General features: G+C 54.7%; 18 protein-coding genes and 2 pseudogenes. 1 reads left to right on the plus strand and 19 read right to left on the minus strand.

The genetic code is table 11. The features are described 5' to 3' along the window. Positions 1-35: 35 nt before the first annotated feature. The 4 genes and pseudogenes from QPL96_RS19425 to QPL96_RS02760 all read right to left on the minus strand — a co-directional run bounded on the left by QPL96_RS19425 (position 36) and on the right by QPL96_RS02760 (position 2851). Positions 36-689: an SLC13 family permease gene (locus tag QPL96_RS19425; protein ID WP_368388896.1), complete on the minus strand. Its 654-nt coding sequence runs from the start codon at positions 687-689 to the stop codon at positions 36-38. Between the two features lie 38 nt (positions 690-727). Continuing rightward, positions 728-1057, minus strand: coding sequence for an SLC13 family permease (locus QPL96_RS19430; RefSeq protein WP_339754408.1), 330 nt, complete (start codon positions 1055-1057; stop codon positions 728-730). Between the two features lie 139 nt (positions 1058-1196). Next, positions 1197-1815 (minus strand): annotated as a pseudogene (gene cysC / locus QPL96_RS02755) (adenylyl-sulfate kinase). A gap of 70 nt (positions 1816-1885) precedes the next feature. After that, the gene (locus QPL96_RS02760) at positions 1886-2851 is read right to left on the minus strand and encodes a DUF4351 domain-containing protein (RefSeq protein ID WP_303285420.1); all 966 of its coding nucleotides are present in this window, start codon (positions 2849-2851) and stop codon (positions 1886-1888) included. Between the two features lie 111 nt (positions 2852-2962). On the opposite strand from QPL96_RS02760, the pseudogene QPL96_RS02765 reads away from it, so the two are divergent. Next, positions 2963-3067, plus strand: a pseudogene (locus tag QPL96_RS02765) (IS1595 family transposase); the annotation flags it as partial. Positions 3068-3123: 56 nt separating this feature from the next. Here the strand turns inward: QPL96_RS02765 and QPL96_RS02770 are convergent. The 15 genes from QPL96_RS02770 to wecC form a co-directional block, all read right to left on the minus strand. Next, entirely contained in the window at positions 3124-4890 is a 1767-nt protein-coding gene (locus tag QPL96_RS02770) for an SLC13 family permease (RefSeq protein ID WP_303285421.1), read from the minus strand. A 4-nt stretch (positions 4891-4894) separates the two neighbouring features. Continuing rightward, positions 4895-5500 (minus strand): adenylyl-sulfate kinase, encoded by a 606-nt coding sequence (gene cysC, locus QPL96_RS02775; RefSeq protein WP_303285422.1) that lies wholly within the window; start codon positions 5498-5500, stop codon positions 4895-4897. 66 nt (positions 5501-5566) lie between these two features. After that, entirely contained in the window at positions 5567-6529 is a 963-nt protein-coding gene (locus QPL96_RS02780; RefSeq protein WP_303285424.1) for a DHH family phosphoesterase, read from the minus strand. A 52-nt stretch (positions 6530-6581) separates the two neighbouring features. Then, positions 6582-7844 (minus strand): Vi polysaccharide biosynthesis UDP-N-acetylglucosamine C-6 dehydrogenase TviB, encoded by a 1263-nt coding sequence (gene tviB, locus QPL96_RS02785; RefSeq protein WP_303285425.1) that lies wholly within the window; start codon positions 7842-7844, stop codon positions 6582-6584. A gap of 41 nt (positions 7845-7885) precedes the next feature. Beyond that, the gene (locus QPL96_RS02790; protein ID WP_303285426.1) at positions 7886-9523 is read right to left on the minus strand and encodes an MBL fold metallo-hydrolase RNA specificity domain-containing protein; all 1638 of its coding nucleotides are present in this window, start codon (positions 9521-9523) and stop codon (positions 7886-7888) included. A gap of 58 nt (positions 9524-9581) precedes the next feature. Then, entirely contained in the window at positions 9582-9872 is a 291-nt protein-coding gene (locus QPL96_RS02795; protein ID WP_303285427.1) for a type II toxin-antitoxin system RelE/ParE family toxin, read from the minus strand. Beyond that, on the minus strand, positions 9850-10116 hold the full coding sequence (locus QPL96_RS02800; protein ID WP_303285428.1) for a type II toxin-antitoxin system ParD family antitoxin: 267 nt from the start codon (positions 10114-10116) through the stop codon (positions 9850-9852). Before QPL96_RS02800 ends, QPL96_RS02795 begins: the two co-directional genes overlap by 23 nt. Before the next feature lie 116 nt (positions 10117-10232). Further along, positions 10233-12176: a nucleoside-diphosphate sugar epimerase/dehydratase gene (locus tag QPL96_RS02805; RefSeq protein ID WP_303285429.1), complete on the minus strand. Its 1944-nt coding sequence runs from the start codon at positions 12174-12176 to the stop codon at positions 10233-10235. Then, the gene (locus QPL96_RS02810; protein ID WP_303285430.1) at positions 12173-13327 is read right to left on the minus strand and encodes a DegT/DnrJ/EryC1/StrS aminotransferase family protein; all 1155 of its coding nucleotides are present in this window, start codon (positions 13325-13327) and stop codon (positions 12173-12175) included. Before QPL96_RS02810 ends, QPL96_RS02805 begins: the two co-directional genes overlap by 4 nt. 44 nt (positions 13328-13371) lie before the next feature. Continuing rightward, positions 13372-13989, minus strand: a complete 618-nt coding sequence (locus QPL96_RS02815) for an acetyltransferase (RefSeq protein ID WP_303285432.1) — start codon at positions 13987-13989, stop codon at positions 13372-13374. Next, on the minus strand, positions 13986-14582 hold the full coding sequence (locus QPL96_RS02820) for a sugar transferase (RefSeq protein WP_303285434.1): 597 nt from the start codon (positions 14580-14582) through the stop codon (positions 13986-13988). Before QPL96_RS02820 ends, QPL96_RS02815 begins: the two co-directional genes overlap by 4 nt. Beyond that, on the minus strand, positions 14579-15796 hold the full coding sequence (locus tag QPL96_RS02825; RefSeq protein WP_303285435.1) for a glycosyltransferase family 4 protein: 1218 nt from the start codon (positions 15794-15796) through the stop codon (positions 14579-14581). The genes QPL96_RS02820 and QPL96_RS02825 overlap by 4 nt, the downstream gene beginning before the upstream one ends. Continuing rightward, entirely contained in the window at positions 15793-17613 is a 1821-nt protein-coding gene (locus QPL96_RS02830; protein WP_303285674.1) for an alginate lyase family protein, read from the minus strand. The genes QPL96_RS02825 and QPL96_RS02830 overlap by 4 nt, the downstream gene beginning before the upstream one ends. A gap of 10 nt (positions 17614-17623) precedes the next feature. Continuing rightward, the gene (wecB, locus tag QPL96_RS02835; RefSeq protein WP_368388902.1) at positions 17624-18730 is read right to left on the minus strand and encodes a non-hydrolyzing UDP-N-acetylglucosamine 2-epimerase; all 1107 of its coding nucleotides are present in this window, start codon (positions 18728-18730) and stop codon (positions 17624-17626) included. A gap of 41 nt (positions 18731-18771) precedes the next feature. Beyond that, a complete protein-coding gene (gene wecC / locus QPL96_RS02840; RefSeq protein WP_303285439.1) occupies positions 18772-19971 on the minus strand; it encodes a UDP-N-acetyl-D-mannosamine dehydrogenase in 1200 nt (399 codons plus the stop codon). Positions 19972-19975: the final 4 nt, after the last annotated feature.

Consider the following 19975-nt stretch of genomic DNA (forward strand, 5'->3'; position numbering starts at 1 on the left):
CCAGCTCCAAAACCATCAGACAACCAGGAGTCAGATCAACACGCCCAAACAAACGGGATTAATCCAATAGCTGTTGAGCCTACCAACAGGCTCAACGGGAAGCCCAACCGCACGTAATCCATGAGCTTGTAACGGCCCGGGCTGTAAACCATCAGGTTGGTCTGGTAGCCCAGCGGGGTAATGAACGAGGCCGAGGCCGCGAACATCACGGCCACCGCGAACGGCAGGAAATTGACGCCCAACTGCTCAGACACCGCCAATGCAATGGGAAACATCAGTACCGCCGCCGCATTGTTGGTAATGGCTTCTGTAAACATTGCCGTAAGGATGTAAACCAGTGCCAGCCACGGCATCAGCGGGCCGAACAGGCCCAGCAGGCTGGTGGCCACCCACTCTGCTCCACCGGTCTCTGTTATCGCAGTGCCCAGAGCAAAGGAAGCAGCAATCACCACCAGCACCGGCAAATCCACACTACGCCTGGCGCGGCTGGCGGTAATGCAGCCGGTCAGGATCATCGCACCGGCAGCCAGGAATGCAGCCTCGATAATTTGCAGCAGGCCGGTGGCACTCACCAGCACCATCAACAACAGAATACCCAGTGCCCGGGGCGCCTCGCGAAAATCCGGTGGCGTGGAATCGTTCAGCCCGCTGACCAGCAGAAAATCCCGGCGGAAGCGGCTTTCCCGCACCGTCTTGCCCTGTCGCCGGGTTGCAGCATCCGGTCCGGCTAAACTGCGGTAATCAGCCGGTCACCGCGATCGATTTCCGTCAGGTAGCCGTCATTCAGCGCCCGCAAACCGGCCTGGGCGACCGTTTTGCCAACCATAGGGCCAAGAGCCTTCCAGCCCAGAATGGCGGCGTAACTCAGGGGCAAGAGAAGGCGGGAGGAAGGAATACCCAGGCGTTTCGCCCAGTCCTGAATGGCGGGGATAAACATGGCCACAACGGCGGTATTGTTCATAAAACCGCTGAGAATACCGGTGGGCGCCAGCATACGCAGTTGTGCGCCTCGTTCGGTTTTCGGGTGGCCCAGCAGCAAACGGGCAATCCACTGCACGGCACCGGTTTCTTGTAATCAGCAGGAATACCAGGGCAGCCATCAACACCAGGTCGGCCGACACCCGGGCAATCACCAGTGCTGCTAAAACCGTAAACAGGGTAAGCAGGGTAACAATGGCTTCCCACGCCATAGGCGCTTAGGCTCCGGTGGCTTGGGGCGAGGTAAAGATCAGTTGCCGATCCAGCAGGTAGCTGATTAGCCGGTTCACAAAGCCCTCAACCGACATCTGCGACGTATCCAGGCGCACTTCCGGCCGCTCCGGCGCCTCGTAGGGAGAGTCGATACCCGTAAAGTGCGTGATCTTGCCGGCCCTGGCTTTCTCATAAAGCCCCTTCGGATCCCGCTCCTCACAGGTCTCAAGCGGCGTATCCATAAATACTTCAGTATTCACCGGCAGGAAACAGGTTGCGCACCAGGCGCCTGTCGCTGGTGAAGGGGGAAATAAACGCACTGAGCACAATCACGCCAGAATCGGTAAATAGCTTGCTCACCTCACCAATACGGCGAATATTCTCAACCCGGTCCTCATCGGAAAACCCCAGATCCCTGTTCAGGCCGTGGCGCACGTTGTCCCCGTCCAGCAGGAAGGTATGGTAGCCCCGTTCAAACAAGGCCACATCCAGGGCATTGGCAATGGTGGACTTACCGGAACCACTCAGGCCGGTGAACCACAACAGGCATGGGCTTTGGCTCTTGATGGACGCCCGGTCCGCCCGGGTGACTTTCTGGTGGTGCCAGACGATGTTCTCAGACATAAAACAGCAACCCTGCTTTTAAAACACTTATATGACATTCATCGCGACTGAAGTGACTCCTACAGGAATGTTAATGCCGACTGAGTAGCGACTCCAACGTATCTGAGGTCAATATGGCTTCGAGCCACAGCTCCAGTTCCGGAAGAGTGGCAGAGTGAATTTGCTCTTCCGCCCAGCCGGGAAGTTTGCCAAATTTCAGAGTAATCAGCTTTTTCAGAGCGGCCGCTTCGCCTTGCTGCATTCCTTGCTGCATTCCTTGCTGCATTCCTTGCTGCATTCCTTGCTGCATTCCTTGCTGCATGCCCTTTTGCATTCCTTCAGCTCGTAACCGCTCACTCAAGGTGGCCATGACGTTGTTCTCCTGCGGGTACTGTGCTTTGTATTGTTCCATTTCATTATCATCCAGGGCTGAGTAGATGTCGATGAAGTCAATGTACTTCAATTGCTTCTCAGGGTCCGGTTCCAGCATGCTCAGACCACTCACGGCGCGGGCGTATACTTCCAGTTTCTGATCCTCTTTCCACTGCATCAGGCTCAGACACAGTCGGGCGATCAGATTGTTACTGCCCCAGTAGTCCTCGGCATTCAATTCCTGCAAGGCACAGCGAATGTAATGGAATCTCAGGTACTCATGACAGTCACCGCCCAGATTCAGCTGAACCGGCTCGCTGCCCCGAATATTCAGAAAAATCACCACCGGCACCACCCGATCGGTCTCACAAAGCTCCGACAAATCCAGGCAATAATGTGCCAGACGGTGTATTGAAAAGCGCTGGGGGTCGGTTTCCTCCTCAAGCACAAACAATAGCGCCTCACGCTGACCGCCTGGCCATTCCACCATCAGTGGGACATCCAGCTCGCGAAAACGCTCACCAAGCCGCTCTTTTAATTGCTCCTGCCGCAATGGAACCACACGCGCGTTTCGGCCGATGTGCCCGGCCTCTTCAGGGCTGAAAAGCTCAATAGCCTGTCGTGGATAGTCAATAATAAGGTTTTTGAAATTTTGATCATGGCTGATTTTCCGGGATCCTTCCATAATGCTCGTCCATATACTGTACATTTAAGGCTATGTTGGCTTTTGCTGCTTGGCACGCTCTCACAATACTGTATATACTACTGTATAAACAACCCTTCGGTGGAGCGCAACATGAAAAAAGCTGATTTTAGTGCCCTCGAAAAGACCTTGACCCACCTCCCGGTTGATCTCAAACAACACCTTGCCAATCAGCTTCTTGGGCAGATCAATGCTCAGGAGTGGGCGCAGCACTCAAAGTATCTACAAATTAAACATGAACATCAGATTCAGACTCAAAACGGCCACACCTGCGGAATTAATAATATCGCAGTTAAAGCCACCAAGCCGCTTAAAGGCAAGCCAATTCGAACGTAATCAACAAACTGGTATCTCCCGGGGCCGTATACCATCAGATTAGTCTGATATCCCAAAGGGGTGATAAACGAAGCGGATGCTGCAAACATCACCGTAACAGCAAAAGGAAGAAAACTGACCCCGAGCTGCTCGGAAAGCGCAAGCGCAATCGGGAACATGAGAACCGCTGCGGCATTATTGGTAATCAGCTCTGTAAACAACGCCGTCAGAAGATAGACCAACGCCAGCGCCGGCCAGGGTGTCATCGCACCAAAACCCAGCATACCATCCGCAACCCAGATAGCCGCACCAGTTTCAGTCATTGCATTTCCCAGTGCGAACGAAGCCGCAATCACCACCAGAACCGGCAGATCCACACTGCGCCTGGCCCGGCTAGCGGTAAGACACCCGGAAACTATCATCGCTCCTGCGGCCAGAAACGCGGCCTCCATAATCTGCAAAAGCCCGGACGCACTCACCAGCACCATCAGTGCCAGTATTCCCAGCGCACGAGGTGCCCTGCGAAAATCCGGCGGCGTAGAATCATTCAACGCGCTAACCAGGAGGAAATCCCGCCGGAACCGGTACTGCTCCACAAACTGATGGCTGGCTTCCAGCAGCAAGGTATCCCCCATCCGAAAGGTGATATCTCCGAGCTTACCCGGCACCCGCTTACCCTCGCGCGACAGGGACAGAATCACTGCATTAAAGCGGGTCCGAAACCGGCTATCGCGGATGGTCTTGTTCAGCGCCGGGAATTCCGGCCCGAGGACCACCTCCACCAGGCAGCGTTGATGGTTTTCCACCTCGAGCTTATGCACGCTGCCGTTGGCCGGCTTCAGGCCCTGGATACGGCGCAACTCACTGGCACACTCCGGCGCTCCCACAAAATACAGCCGGTCACCGGCCTGCAGCGTCCGGTCTGGCTCTACGGCAGTAATCAGCCGGCCACCGCGGTCAATCTCAGTGAGGTAGCCATAACTCAATGCCCTCAAGCCAGCCTCAGCAATGGTTTTACCCACCAGAGGCCCCGGGGCCATCACCTCAACCTCAACCCCGTACTCCCGAACCTGATCCAGTTCTTCCGTAACACCACCACGATCCGGCAGTATCCGTGAGGCAAACAGCACAAGAAAGGTACCGCCCACAAGCAGTAACGGAATTCCAACCCAGGCCAGTTCAAACAAACCCAGATTGATACCGAGACGACTTTGGAGCATGCCATCCACAACAAGGTTGGTGCTGGTGCCAATTAGGGTACAGGTACCGCCTAGAATAGCCGCATAACTCAGAGGTAACAGCAGCTTGGAAGCCGGAACGCCAAGCCGCTGGGCCCAGCCCTGGATGGCAGGAATGAACATGGCCACCACGGCGGTGTTATTCATGAAAGCGCTGAGAATGCCCGTGGGCGCAACCATTCGCAGCTGGGCGCCTTTTTCGGTTTTCGGATGCCCCAGCAGATGGCGGGCAATCCACTGCACCGCCCCGGTTTCCTTCAGCCCGGCCGCCACCACGTACAGGGTTGCGATGATAATCACACCCGGATTGCCGAACCCCGCCAAAGCCTCAGCCGGCCTCAGAATTCCCATGATCAACAGGAACGCTAAAGCCGCCATCAAAACCAGATCGGCGGAAACACGGGTAAGTGCAAGCGCCGACAACACCGAAAACAGTGTTGCCAGTGTCACTATGCCTTGCCACTCCATGGATTTAGTCCTTGTGGGTAATCAGCTCCCGCTCAAGCAGGTAGGCAATGAGAGAATCAACACACGCCTCTACCGAGTGCCGGGAAGTATCCAGCCGAATCTCAGGGTGTGCCGGCACCTCGTAAGGCGAGTCGATCCCAGTGAAGTGCCTGATCTCGCCCGAACGGGCCTTCTGATAAAGCCCCTTTGGGTCACGTTCCTCACAGGTGGCCAGCGGCGTATCCATGTATACCTCAATGAACTCGCCCGCAGGGAACAACTTACGTACCAGGCGCCGGTCACTGGTGAACGGAGAAATGAACGCACTCATTACGATCAGACCCGCATCTGCAAAGAGTTTACAAACCTCACCCACGCGGCGGATATTCTCTTCCCGATCATCGTCAGAAAAACCCAGATCCTTGCACAAACCGTGGCGAACATTGTCACCATCCAGCAAAAACGTGTGGTAGCCGCGCTTGTGCAAAGCGACATCCAGTGCATTGGCAATCGTCGATTTGCCGGAACCACTCAACCCGGTGAACCAAAGCAGGCAAGGTTTCTGGTTCTTGTTGACGGAACGCTCGGCACGGGTAATCTTGTGATCGTGCCAGACAATATTTTCAGCCAAGGTCTTCCCCCTAAAATCTGGTTTTGCTTGCCGGATTACGCTTCGCTAATCCCGACAGCCGCGCCATCAAGCCCAAAATGCAGCAAACACGCTCAAGAACTCATCCAACTGATCTGCCGGCAGCGAATTAATCCCAGCGGCTGCCTTCCGCCCACCACCGGTCGCAAACTGTCGCGCCACCTCATCGGCACCACTGCGGTTGTTCAGGGGCGCACGAATACTCACCAGGTGAGTATTATCGGCCTTCCCAGTAATGATCGCACAGGCTTTGCCGGGGTTGCGGTTTGCCAGCTCATTACCCAACACGCCACTCACCCGTCGCGCCCAGGCTTCGTCCGGCAGTTTCACCACAAGTGAGCTAGCCGTTTCGGAAAGAACGGGGGCCGCCTGCCCCTGCGCCATGTCCGCCTCGTAACCATCTCGCAGTTGCTGCCATGCTCCGGGAGCGGAATTGATCAGCTCAAGAGGATCCTCAAACTTCACACATTCCCGGTACACATCGGCCGGGTGAAAGTGTAAGTCTTCTACCGACGCGCCATAGCCATTGTAGTTGATGCAAACGCCGAGCGTTTTAAGCGCCTCAGCCTGATCTGATGATAAACCGGCCTCAGCGGCCAATGCCTCGCCGACAGCATTGAGGTTATCACCAAAGGCAGCTGCAATTGCCCAGTTATGGAACCGGCCGCCAAGGTACTGGTCCACCAGCAAGCTGGTGCAGGTGGTTGGCTGGGTATTGATCAAGGCAGTGAAGTTGGGGCTATCAGGCAGTTCCTCACCCGGAAAGTGGTGGTCCACATAAAAAACCGAGCAGCCAGCGGCAAGCAGTTCATCTACGGCTTCACGGTTTTTATCGAGACTGATATCGAGGATATTTACCCGGGCCGGGGCGTCGGTCGGCACCCGGCGGGCCAGTGCCGTGTCTCGCTTGACGCCGGTGATGAGTGTTGTGTCCGCAGGCTCGGCGAGGCGAAGCTGGATCAGTGCACAGATGCCATCGGCATCGCCATTAAATACATCGTAAATCTGCATACTGCCTCTTCATGAAGATGGGGTCAGATGAACTTTTCATCTGACCCCAAATTTACAGCCTCAAATCAGCTTCGCCCAATGGCAGAATACCTTTGAGATCAAACAGGACACCACCCGTTTTCAAATAAGCCCGGAGTTCCTTTGACGACTTCGCAGCGTATTCCCGGTGCGGCACTGCCAGAAAAACCGCATCATAGTCACCGGCTTTCGGGGCACCCACCAGAGAAATACCATGTTCGTGCACGGCTTCCTCATTATCCGCCCAGCAATCCGTCACATCCACCGCACAACCGAAATCCTCCAGCTCGCGGATAACATCCACAACCCGGGTGTTTCGCAAATCCGGGCAATTCTCCTTAAAGGTCAGGCCCATCACCAGTACCTTTGAAGAAGCAACGGTGTGCCCGGTTTTTATCATGGCTTTAACAAGCTCGGCCGCCGCATAGGGGCCCATGTTGTCATTTACCCGGCGCCCGGCAAGGATAATTTCCGGGTGATACCCGATAGCCTGGGCTTTATGGGTGAGATAATACGGGTCCACACCAATACAATGCCCGCCCACCAGGCCGGGCTTGAAGGGCAGGAAATTCCACTTGGTAGCGGCTGCCGCCAGCACTTCATGGGTATCAATCTTCAGCCGCGCGAAGATCATCGAAAGCTCATTCATCAGCGCGATATTCAGATCACGCTGGGTATTCTCGATAACCTTTGCCGCCTCAGCCACCTTGATGGAACTGGCCTTATGGGTGCCGGCGGTAATAATACCGGCATAAAGCGCATCCACTTCATTGGCAATCTCCGGAGTAGAACCGGAGGTGACTTTCATGATGCTGGCCACCCGATGCTCTTTATCGCCGGGGTTAATGCGCTCGGGGCTGTAACCGGCGTAAAAGTCCCGGTTGAACGCCAGGCCAGAGACTTTCTCCAGTACAGGCACGCACACTTCTTCCGTCGCGCCGGGGTATACCGTCGATTCATAAATCACGATATCGCCCTGTTTCAGAACCGCGCCCACCGTTTCACTGGCTTTTATCAACGGCGTTAAATCGGGTGTTTTGAACTCATTGATAGGCGTGGGCACCGTCACGATATATATCTGGGAATCGCGAATGCCTTCCAGATTGTCCGTGAACGACAATCCGGATGAAGCAGCCAGCTCTTCCCGGGAGACCTCGCGGGTATAATCAACACCGTCTTTAAGATCGGCAATGCGCTTACTGTTGATATCAAATCCGACAATCTGGCGCTTTTCACCGAATGCGGCCGCAAGAGGAAGCCCCACATATCCAAGACCGATGACTGCAATTTTCTTCATTTGAAATCCTTTCCCCAGAAGTAAACCCGGCGTGTGTCGCCCTAGCCTGCTGGAATAATTATGTCTGTGTCTCGCAGGAAATGAAAACATCTTTTCAACGCCTGCTTCGCGTCCGCGTCGCCATGCACTATTCGGATTTCCATGGGGGCTTCGGGTATTTCCTGAACAAACCGAAGCAGATCACTCTGCCCGGCATGGGCCGAATAACCACCCACCTGATGAACCCTCGCCCGAATCTCATAGCGCTCGCCCTCCAGCTCAACCCAGCCACCCCGGGGGCCATAAGTCAGAATATCCCGCCCCGGCGTACCGGCCGCCTGATAGCCGACAAACAACACATCATTGCGCTCATCACCCAGCATGGCTTTCAGATAGTTCACCACCCGTCCACCGGCGCACATGCCGGAACCGGCCAGAACCACACAGGGACGATGAGAGCGGGCCAGGTAATCCACCGCATTCAGGTGGTCTTCGTGGGAATTAATCACAGTGAGCTGCTCGAAGGACAAAGGGTGCCGGCCCTTGCGAACCAGTTCTGTGGCCTCAGCATCCCAGTAGGGTTTCAGATCCCGGTAGATGCGGGTGAATTCCGCAGCCAGCGGGGAATCGACGACGATTTCCAGAGACTCCCAGGTGAAGGAGGGGTCTGACCCCACGGGGTCAGACCCCATTTTCACGAGCTTGCCGGCAGATTCGGAGTTAGCGTTGAAGTCGGGGTCTGACCCCACGGGGTCAGACCCCATTTTCATGCCCGAAGCTACGCCGTCACCCCCAAACTCATGAATCAACCCCTCAATCTCATAAAGCAACTCCTGCGTCCGCCCAATACTGAACGCCGGCACCAAAACCGTGCCCCCATCCTCCAGCGCATGCTCCAACACCGCCTTCAACCGGTAACGCCGAGTCTCTCTGTCCTCATGGTCCTTATCCCCATAAGTACTCTCAATCACCAAACGATCTGCCCGCTCCGGCGATTCAGGCGCAGGAAGCAAAGGCGCATGGCGCGCGCCCAGATCGCCACTGAATACGATGCGCTCCTCTGAATCCCCCACACGCGCATCACACTCCACATAGGCCGAGCCCAGGATATGCCCTGCCCTCTGAAACCGAACCGACAGCGAAGCATCATCCTCGGAAAACACCGAATGCCACTGGCCATAGGGCACCGGCACCAGCCGGGAACGAATCAGCCCCAGAACCTGCTCAATCAATCGCCTGTCCCGGGTAAAGCCAATCTTCAGGGCATCCTCCAGAATCTCCGGCAGCATAATGGCCGACGGTTCCGAACAAATAATCGGCCCCTCAAAACCCGCGGCCAGCAAATAGGGTATGCGGCCAACATGATCAATGTGTACATGGGTAACGACCAGGGCGCGGATATGCCCGATGGGGAAATCAATGGAGAGATCGGAAGCAGAAGCGCCGCGGCCCGAGTCCTCGCCCTGGAACAGGCCGCAGTCTATGAGAATGCCGGCAGAGCCCGAGGGAATGAAGTTGGGGTCTGACCCCACGGGGTCAGACCCCTTTTTCACCAGCATGCCCGCAGATCCGGAGTCGGCGGCAGACCTGGGGTCTGACCCCGCGGGGTCAGACCCCTTATTCATCCCGGGAGTTAACGTCAACTCATGGCAGGAGCCGGTGACGCCAGAAGTGGCGCCGTGGTGGCTGATTTCAATCATGACAACATCCTTGTCAGTGAACTAGCTAAAGAAAGACAAACCTGGAACTGAGTATTTGCTACAGCAATGCCGTTTTCAGGTCCTGATTACGCAGAATGCGAACAATAAGAACTCCGATTTGTTCAACCCGATAATATATTGAGTGACTCTGATAAACACTGAGTCTGTACCCGGCCTTAACGTGCTCAATGGCCGGATACAAATCGGGCTGCGCAGCAATCTGTTCAAAGCGCTCCTCCAGTCCATCGGCATAAGCGTCCGCCTGAATCAAACCAAAATTCAGCAATCCAAACAAATAAATGGATTCAAAATCCTCATCAGCTCTTTTACTGAGCCGGTAACTTGCCATCTGCTTTCAGCCTCTCCCTGGCCGCCTCGCGGATTTCGTGCGGGGTGCGGTTGCTGATACCGCTTCGTTCACCCTCTTCAAGAGCCGCACGCAGTTGTTCGATCCCCGCATTACGCGCCTGATCCTGGCGGATCAGATCACGAAAGTACTCGCTGTCGTTGGTGAAACCGCCCCTGGCAATCCGAGACTTAACCCAGTCACCCTGTTGGTCAGTCAATGTAATTGTCTTGCGTATGGTTGCCATCACTTTACTCCGCATCAAAGTTCATACGATTGATGCAGAATAGCACAACCCAAGAATCGGTAAAAAAACGGAGGCCATCAGGCCCCCGCAACTAAGTCATAATCTGAAATCATACATCAGCCCAAAGGCAACCGGCGGACCTTGCCCGCGTTCCTTGCCTCGCTTACCCGCTCCTGATTGCCGTTACACCAAACCAGGTCTGCAACGCCACTATTCGGAGCAAACTCCGTAGGCGCCGCTTTCAAAATATCCTGTACTTCCTGGCAGTCAAACTCGTGGCTCGCCCGCATCAGCCGGTTCAGGGTCTGTTCCACATCCGCCCAAGGCATGGAAACCTCCCGCGCCATCATGATTCGTGGATGGGCAGTGCCCTGAGGGTCATCACCAATCAATAGCTCCTCAAAGAGCTTTTCGCCCGGCCGAAGGCCTGAGAAGACTATCTCGATATCACCCTCAGGCTGCTCGTCAGTTTTCTCTGTCAGCCCCATCAGGTGAATCATCTTGCGGGCCAGGTCGGCAATTTTCACCGGCTCGCCCATATCCAGCACGAACACTTCGCCGCCCTCACCCATGCTGCCGGCCTGCAATACGAGCTGGCTGGCCTCTGGAATGGTCATGAAGTAACGAATAATGTCCGGGTGGGTGACCGTAACCGGCCCACCATCGCGAATCTGATCCCGGAACAGGGGCACCACCGAGCCGGAAGATCCCAGCACATTGCCGAATCGCACCATGGAAAACACCGTACCGCGCTGCCGCCGCGCCAGGCCCTGCAATACCAGCTCCGCGAGGCGCTTGCTGGCCCCCATCACGTTAGTGGGCCGCACGGCCTTATCCGTGGAGATCAGTACAAAGCGTTCCACACCTGCAGCGACCGCCGCTTCCGCCGTGTACCAGGTGCCGAATACATTGTTCTGCACACCTTCAATCACATTGTGCTCCACCAGGGGCACATGTTTGTAGGCCGCCGCGTGGTACACCGTCTGGGTACCAAAGGCCTTCATAACCGTTTCGCACCGGCGGCGATGGTGAACACTGCCCAGCAACGGATGAAGCGCCACATCCAACCCCTCAATCCGGTTTATGGACTGAAGTTCCCGTTCAATGGCGTACAGGGAAAACTCCGACTGCTCAAATAGCACCAGAACCTTCGGCCGGTGCCGGATTATCTGCCGACACAACTCCGAACCAATCGACCCCCCGGCACCCGTTACCATCACCGACTTCCCGTACAGGCTGGCCGCAACAATGGCGTTATCCGGCTGAACCGGATCACGGCCCAGCAGATCTTCAATTTCCAGATCCCGGATATCATTGATCCGCGCCTGCCCCGCCACCAATTCGGAAACCGACGGTACCGTTTGTACCGGAATCGACAGGGGCTCCAGCTGTTTCAGCAGCTTCTTGCGATCAACCCGAGAGTTAGGGTCCAGCGCCAGCAGAATCCTGCGTACGCCGTATTTGAGCATATTCTTGGCAATCAGATCGATACTCACCACCGGCAAGCCGTCAATCATCGATTTGTGGTTGGCTTTATTGAAAGTCACAAACACAACCGGACGATATTCCATACCCTGCCGAAGCGCTGAAGCCAGAGCCATACCCGTCTCACCAGCACCAATAATGGCCACCGCTTCCTTGTTCCGCTGGTGAGGGTGATTCACCAGCATGCGAACCCCGAGGCGTGTTCCGCTGACAAACACAAACGCCAGTGCGCCGTAAATAATCGGCACCGAACGTGGAATGGGCACTTGTAGCAGGTACCCGGTAATAATCAACGCCAGGGCCGACGCAAACACTCCGTAGATGATGGTGAGAAGCGCCTTATCGCCCAGAAACCGGATAACCGCGCGGTACAGGCCCAACCGAATGAACACAACAATCGTAAACACCACGGTAATGGCGGCTACGATGACATGGCCTTGGTCCGGCACCCACAACTGCTGCTCCAGGCGCAGTGCGAACGCGGACCATATCGCAACGAACAGCACAACCATATCGGATGCCACAGAGATCAGCCGTTTTTGCACCCGGGGGAGATTCAGAAAAGTATTGATCATTGCGCTTCCTTCACAACCTCTTGGAGTACCTGGCAGGTTTTATCAACCTCCGCCTGCGTGAGCGTGGGGTGGACCAGAAACATCAGGCTGGTCTTACCCAACTCATGGGCCACAGGCAGCGGATGTTCAGGCCGCCAGCCGGTTCCCTCAAAGGCTTTCTCAAGATAAACCTCGGAGCAGGAGCCTGAGAAGCAGGGAACACCTTTGTCAACGATGGCCTGCATCAAGTTATCCCGATTACCGGATTCAGCAAACAGATAGCACTTGTAGGCCCCATGCCCAGTAGGCTCCGGCACCACAGGAACCCTGAGGCCCGGCAGGATGCGCGCGGTCTTCCAGATCTGCTCTGCATACCGGAGGCGGATTTCATGCCACTGAGGCATGCGTTTTAACTGAATACGACCAAGAACCGCCTGCATTTCGGTCATGCGCCAATTGGTGCCGAAAGACTCATGCAGCCAGCGAAAGCCCGGCGGATGCTCGCGCCTGTAAACCGCCTCCCAGCTTTTACCATGATCCTTGTAAGACCACATCCGGGACCATAACCCTCGATCATTTGTGGTCACCATGCCACCTTCGCCACCGGTGGTCATGATCTTATCCTGGCAGAACGACCAGGCGGCGACGTGGCCCAGCGAGCCGACTGGTCTTCCCTTGTATGTGGCACCGTGCGCCTGGGCACAATCCTCAATCACCGAGATCTCGTGCTTGCCGGCCAACTCGTTCAAGGCATCCATATCGCAAGGCCAGCCCGCGAGATGGACGGCAATAATCGCCCTGGTCCGGTTGGTAATCAGGGGAGCAACCGTCTCGGCGGTGATGTTCTGGGAATCACGATCGACATCCACAAATACCGGCGTTGCACCCGCTGTCACGATACTGGAGACGGAGGCGAGAAACGTTCTTGAGGTAACAATAACCTCATCACCCTTGCAGATACCCAGCCCCTTGAGAGCCAAATCCAGGGCGACCGTACCATTGGCCACCGCAACGGCGTACTCCGTGCCGGAAAAGCGTGCGAATTCTTTTTCGAACTCACGGCACTCCGACCCCGTCCAATAATTAACCTTGTTGGATAGCAACACCCGGGAAACCGCATCGGCCTCCTCCTGGGTGAAGGAGGGCCAAGGGGAAAAAGGACCATTCAGCATTCAGTTAGCCTTACCTGTGCAGATCAAAAATTCAGTGCAAAACTTCACATGGGCCGGGCGGGACTACCAAAGGCCACAACCCCATCAGGCATATTCCGGGTTACAACAGCTCCCATACCAACAATGACTCCGTCGCCAATAGAGACCAACTGCTTGACAGCCGCACCAATACCAATCCAGCTTGCCCGCCCGACAACCACGCCACCGGCCAAGGCAGCATTGGGGCTAACATGAACACCACCAGCCAGCGTGCAATCGTGTTCTACCACCGAGCCCGTATTTATAATACACCCCTTGCCAAGCTCGGCCCCGGCATTCACTACCGAATTAGCAAGAATAACCGTCCCCGGAGACACCTTCGCATAGCGACTGACCTGCGCTGAAGGATGGATTATAACCACAAGAGGCGCATTTCCCGCTTCCAGTTCAATAAGCTTCTCAAGACGTACAGTGTTATCCCCGATGGCCACGACGATCCCATCGTAGCTCCCGAGACTCTCAATCAGTTCTCGACTACCGCCGTTAACCGGCCACGCACCATTCGTCTCGATTCCTAGCCAGGCATCGTCATAAAAAATCACGTCATCCCAACCTGACAGCTCGGCAGCATCCGCGACCACTTTGCCGTGGCCACTGGCACCAAGAATAGCCAGCCGCTTCACGAATCATTTCCATGAAATTTGGTCATGGTCGCCTCGCCATCCTGATTGATACCGTCCCGCTTCACGACCTTCTGTACCGTCAGAAACAGGATTTTCATATCCAGCCAAAAGCTCTGATTATCCACATACCAGACATCCAGCCGGAATTTCTCATCCCAACTCAGTGCGTTTCTGCCATTTACCTGAGCCCAGCCGGTAATTCCGGGACGCACTTCATGCCTACGGTACTGTTCCTTGGAATATAGTGGCAGGTACTCCATAAGCAGCGGGCGGGGACCAACCAAGCTCATATCGCCTTTCAGGACGTTCCAGAACTCAGGCAACTCGTCAAGACTTGTTGAACGAAGTACGGCCCCGAAACGCGTGAGCCTTTCATTATCCGGGAGCATATTGCCTTGATCGTCAACTGCTTCCAGCATGGTGCGGAATTTCACCATTTTGAAAGGTTTGCCATTCATGCCCGGGCGGGTTTGGCGGAAAAACATGGGACCACCAAGTTTCCAGAAAACCAAAAATGCAACCACCAAAATAACCGGAAACATCACCATTAGCCCAAGCAACGAGCAAAACACATCAAACGAACGTTTTATCATCGGGCTGCTCCTGTCACCCAGTGCAACCACTCATCAGCCATCCTCTCCCGATCAAAATCCCGCTTTGCCAAGGCCTTGGCCTTTTGACCCATAATCGGCAATTGGTCCCGTTCACTGGCGGCCTGTTCCAATACGTCCGCAAAAACCACCGGGTCGGCTGGAGGAACAGCATAACCACACTGCTCGTTCTCGATCATCTCAGCCAGCCAGCCAGGGTAGTTGTTCAATACCGGCAAGCCCGCCGCTATATAATCGAAAAACTTGTTTGGTGAAGTTCCGTAGTAAAACGCCGGCACATTTGCCAAAATCTGCATACCAATATCAGTGGCCCGCATCAGGCCTGCCAGTTCCGATTTCTTTACGGGCGCATGAAAAACCACATTGCTCAGATTCTCTCTCTTTGCCCTTGCCTGCAATGTTGCCTTCAATTTTCCGCTACCAATCAGCACCAGTTTTATATCATCACGGCCACGCTTTTTCAGTTCACCTGCTGCGTCGAGAACGGCGTCCAGGCCGTTGGCGATGCCATGGGTACCAGCGAACACCGCCATCAGGTCTGATCCCGCTACGCCCTGCGGCCGCCAGGGTGTGGCGCTTTCTGTGAAAATATCCAGATCACAACCATTAGGTACCATTGCAATATGGATTCCTGACACCCCCCGCTTTTTAATGCCCTCCACAATACCTGGCGACAAGCCAACCAAACGGTGAGCAGAGTGATAGCTTACCCACTCCAACAATCCCATGGCCCAAAGCGCCACCGGATTGGTGATCACGCCCATCTCTCTGGGCAATTCAGGCCACAGGTCCCGAACCTCAAACACAAAAGGTTTTCCGCGAATCCAGCGGGCAAAAATACCTGGAATACTAGTGGTAAGTGGTGTTGATGTTGCAAACACCAGATCGTATTTTTCAGTCAGCGCAATCCAGATGCTGCGCAGTGCGAACATAAGAAACGTCCACGCCCGTTTCACAAATCCATCGTTATTTGAATAGGCAAGGTCCAACTCAATCACATCAATGCCATCCACCACTCCCCGGCGCTTGCCGACAGAAAACGGTCCACCAAGACCAGTGGTTCCGGTGGTGTTACTACCACAAACCAAGGTAACTGTGTGACCATGCTCAATCAGCGTGCGAGCCATTGCGTATGAGCGTATGGCACCTGCGCCTTTGGGTGTGACAAAATGTTGGTGAAAATATAGAACTTTCAAAGTGTGCCCCAGGTTATTTCCGTGGTCAGGTGACCGGGTTTGGCCAACCCGACTTCAAGCACAGGCAATGGCGTTTTTTGTCCGTAATAGCGGGATTCCCAGCCTTCAACCAACTTGCAACGAACAATAGGTACGCTCGCTATTACAGCAATGGAAACGTCACCCATAGTGGCAGTCTGGCCTTTTAACTTCCATTCACCGGGCATCAATCGCCAGCGCAACACTGCGGACTTTGAGAAACCACTAACCTCGTCTTCAACACTCAGACGGTCCTTACCGAGTGTTACCTTGCGTGTATGGCACGCACCCTTATAGTCACAATACCCTGCCGACACAGTCGGACCATCTGCTGTTTCTTTTAAAGGCTCAAAAAGGGTGGTTTTGAGCCACTCCCCAAAAAGAAAACGGCTTAATCTGGGCATCTGATCCCGGTCATCGAACTGAACGGTATTGTGACTCTCCACTCCTGGGAAATAACGTTGCCAAGGTTCTTTCGTGTTGTAACCGAAAGAACCACCGTCCCGCAAAAGGTTACACTCCCCAAGCCACAAATCCAGATGCAGAGCATCTGCTTGGCCCGGCCGGAATCGAAAGCGCGGATATCGAAGCAATGCGAAACAAACTCGATTGCGCAAAATGGCGTAACCACCATGATCAAACAGCGCGCTACCAATTGCCGGAGCCTGAGTCTTGGGCACTTCGACACCCAACAAGCCCAAGGGGACATTCCACTCTCCGTGCCCCTGAATCGCTCTTTGCTGGCAAAACAGTGCACTTGCTAGCTGAACAGAAGGCCGATAATCCCGGTAATCCGTCGCGGCGAGAGGCAATAACCGGGCACCATCATTGGCCCCCAAGTTGGGAGCATCACCAGCCGGCTGCAACATAGCACGCAACCATTCGGTTGCGACCGCTGTTTTTACGTACCAATGCTCGGTAAATGCAGGCAAAGCTTGGGATCTACGCCAGACTTCTACCATGGAGAAAGTATCTAGCACTACCCTGTGGTAGTTCACCGAATACTGGCTAAAGCTGCCATCTTCTTCTATCAATCGCCGTGCGCGATTTTCCAGCCATTTCCGCCCCTGTCGTTGCCACCGCTCACCTTCTACAATACCGTGTATTGCAAGCCAGGCACCCCCTATAAACAAGGCTGCGGCCTCTGAAGTACCATGGTTATTGTCCTGCGCAATAGCGTAATTGATGGTCGGAGCGATGCGTTGCATATGAACTTCGACCAACTTTAAAAGCGATGCTTCCGGTTTATTGACGTTCCCAAGCATGATCGCCGCCATGGCCAGATGCATCACGCGAATCGACGCCTCCTGTCCGCACTTCCAGTTAGGGCCAAAATACGGCGGATTGGCTGTTACCCAATCATCCAGCCAGATTTCCAGCTTGGTCAGCCCTTCAGCTTTCCCCTCACAATACTCCCGTGCAAACCCCAACACCCAATCCCACCGGGAGAGTTCCCATACGCCCTTAATGTCGCCCAGGTCGTGATCGAAATCAGGAATTAAGTACCAGGGATAGTCGGGGTTTACGCAGCGACGTCTAGTCAGAATACTCCGGTGCCAGTCGGGAGGAGTTCGATCTCCATTCACAGGTACGCACCCAAAGCCTGAAGGAGCGTACTGATACCCCTTAGCCAATCCAGGCGGAATAACCCCAGCGGTAAAGAATGGCCCCTCGGGAACATCAGCCTGCAGCCACTTTACCGAGTTGAACCCAAAGCGCACACTCAACCGGAACCAAAGTACCCTCAGGACACTAATAAGCCCAAGCGCCATAATGACTCTTAGCTTCAGAACTACCATTCTCAAAGTCTCAACGTCCTTTACCTGCAACGGTGTCTTTCAAAAACTCAACGATTCGTAGACAAGCTTCGCCATCCCCATAAGGGTTGTGGGCTTGGGACATCCGCTGATAATAGATTTCATTATCCAGCAACTCCTGCACCGCATCTCGGATTATACTGCTTTCCGTCCCCACCAAGCGCACCGTGCCTGCCTCTACGGCCTCAGGGCGTTCAGTGTTGTCACGCATAACCAGCACCGGTTTGCCAAGGCCAGGAGCCTCTTCCTGTATACCACCGCTGTCTGTCAGCACCAGATATGATTTCTGCATCAGATAAACAAAAGGCTCGTACCCTAGGGGTTCAATCAAGTGCACATTGCTCAGCCCATCCAGGAGCCGCTTCACAGGTCCTTGAACATTCGGGTTTAGGTGAACAGGGTACACAAAATGAACGTCTGGATTTGTTTCGGCTAACGCTCTCAGCGCCTGGCAGATGTTTTCAAAGCCACTACCGAAATTTTCCCGGCGATGGCCCGTAATCAGCACATAACGCTTATCCTTCACCTCAATATCAAGTCCTGAAGCTCTAAGGGATTCATTAATATGCTGCAGTAACGCGGGAGAATCGGCAATTTTCTGAACCACCCACTGCAAGGCATCAATTACTGTATTGCCGGTAACCAGTAGCTGATTTTCGACAACCCCCTCAGCTCGCAGTGCCCTTCGGTTGCGCTCCGTCGGGGCGAAATGCCATTGCGCCAGCCTTCCAGTTAATTGCCGGTTGGCCTCCTCAGGCCATGGGGAATACAAGTCACCGGTACGCAAACCGGCTTCCACATGGCCAATAGGAATCTGCTGATAGAAAGCCGCCAAAGCACCCGCAAAGGTAGTCGCAGTATCCCCGTGCACCAGCACTACATCCGGCTTGAAATCGGCCAGCACCTCACGCAGACCAAGCAAAACCTTGCTGGTTACATCGTACAGATCCTGTCCAGGCTGCATTACGTTCAGATCGTAGTCAGGATCGAGCGAAAACAGCGCCAGAACCTGATCCAGCATTTCCCGATGCTGGGCAGTTACCGCCACTCTCGCCTCGAAATAACTATCTGCCTGCAGGGCCCTCACCAACGGGGCCATCTTGATGGCTTCGGGTCGAGTACCAAAAACGAGCAAAACCCTCACGCCTGCACCACTCCGCAGAAATCCAGTACTTTGCCAGCAACCTCAAGCTTCTTGAACTCCCGGTGCGCCACCAGGTAAACCACGATATCGGCCTTAACTGCTGCATCCTGCCACGGCGTTAGAGTTATACTCGCGTGCTTTTTCAGATTCGGCTCAACAGCCAACGGCTGAACATCAGCAGCGACCAGTTGCTGGAAAACCCACAGCGCCGGGGACTCTCGCAGGTCGTCAATATTTGGCTTGAAGACGAGCCCCATACAAGCGACAACCGGATCACGTCCCTGCTCATCCTTGAAACGGGCAACCTCTCCTTTGATCTTTTCAACCACCCACTCGGTTTTACGGGTATTCACCTCACGCCCGGCACGGATCAAGCGAGCATCCTCACCACCTTCATGCACAATAAACCAGGGGTCTACCGCAATACAGTGCCCTCCCACTCCGGTACCAGGCTGCAGAATATTCACCCGAGGGTGTCGGTTTGCCAGCCGGATCAGCTCCCAAACATCAATACCGAACTTGTCACTCAGCAGAGAAAGCTCATTGGCAAACGCGATGTTCACATCGCGGAAACTGTTTTCCGTCAACTTCGCCAATTCGGCGGTGCGGGCATCGGTTACCAAAACCTCACCGGTTACAAAGGTACGGTAGAAAGCCGCCACCTTTTCACTCGCCTCGGGGGTAATACCGCCCACAATGCGGTCGTTCTCGACTAGCTCTCGCATGATATGGCCGGGTAAAACCCGCTCTGGGCAATGGGCAATGTGAACCGCGTTGGTATCAACACCACCCTCGCGCAAGGTTTGGGCAACCTTCTCTGTAGTGCCCACCGGTGAAGTTGATTCCAGAATCACCAAGTCACCGGCCTTGACCACCGGTGCAATCGCACGGGTTGCATCCAGCACATAGTCGATATTGGGTACAAAACCTTCATGGAAAGGCGTAGGCACGGCAAGAATGAATACATCGGCTGGCTCAGGGTCGAGGGACGCCTTCAAATGCCCGGAATTAACCGCCGAATGAACAAAAGAATCCAAATCTGGCTCAACAATATGAATATCTCCCTGATTGATGGTATCTACCACCTCTGGCGATATATCTACACCCTGAACCTGATAGCCCCGGTTGGCCAACAGAGCAGCAGAAGGCAGGCCTATGTAACCCAAGCCAGCTATGCAAATTTTTATGTCAGACATCATA

The sequence above is a fragment of the Marinobacter sp. SS8-8 genome, from assembly GCF_030540945.1.
Taxonomy (GTDB): domain Bacteria; phylum Pseudomonadota; class Gammaproteobacteria; order Pseudomonadales; family Oleiphilaceae; genus Marinobacter.

Coding starts and splice junctions, on each gene's coding strand:
- QPL96_RS02795 (WP_303285427.1), bottom strand. CDS start 9,872: ATGGCAAGTTACCGGCTCAGTAAAAGAGCTGATGAGGATTTTGAATCC.
- QPL96_RS02800 (WP_303285428.1), bottom strand. CDS start 10,116: ATGGCAACCATACGCAAGACAATTACATTGACTGACCAACAGGGTGAC.
- QPL96_RS02820 (WP_303285434.1), bottom strand. CDS start 14,582: ATGATAAAACGTTCGTTTGATGTGTTTTGCTCGTTGCTTGGGCTAATG.
- QPL96_RS02805 (WP_303285429.1), bottom strand. CDS start 12,176: ATGATCAATACTTTTCTGAATCTCCCCCGGGTGCAAAAACGGCTGATC.
- wecC (WP_303285439.1), bottom strand. CDS start 19,971: ATGTCTGACATAAAAATTTGCATAGCTGGCTTGGGTTACATAGGCCTG.
- QPL96_RS02760 (WP_303285420.1), bottom strand. CDS start 2,851: ATGGAAGGATCCCGGAAAATCAGCCATGATCAAAATTTCAAAAACCTT.
- tviB (WP_303285425.1), bottom strand. CDS start 7,844: ATGAAGAAAATTGCAGTCATCGGTCTTGGATATGTGGGGCTTCCTCTT.
- QPL96_RS02770 (WP_303285421.1), bottom strand. CDS start 4,890: ATGGAGTGGCAAGGCATAGTGACACTGGCAACACTGTTTTCGGTGTTG.
- QPL96_RS02780 (WP_303285424.1), bottom strand. CDS start 6,529: ATGCAGATTTACGATGTATTTAATGGCGATGCCGATGGCATCTGTGCA.
- wecB (WP_368388902.1), bottom strand. CDS start 18,730: ATGGCCCCGTTGGTGAGGGCCCTGCAGGCAGATAGTTATTTCGAGGCG.
- QPL96_RS02810 (WP_303285430.1), bottom strand. CDS start 13,327: ATGCTGAATGGTCCTTTTTCCCCTTGGCCCTCCTTCACCCAGGAGGAG.
- QPL96_RS02830 (WP_303285674.1), bottom strand. CDS start 17,613: ATGGTAGTTCTGAAGCTAAGAGTCATTATGGCGCTTGGGCTTATTAGT.
- QPL96_RS02790 (WP_303285426.1), bottom strand. CDS start 9,523: ATGATTGAAATCAGCCACCACGGCGCCACTTCTGGCGTCACCGGCTCC.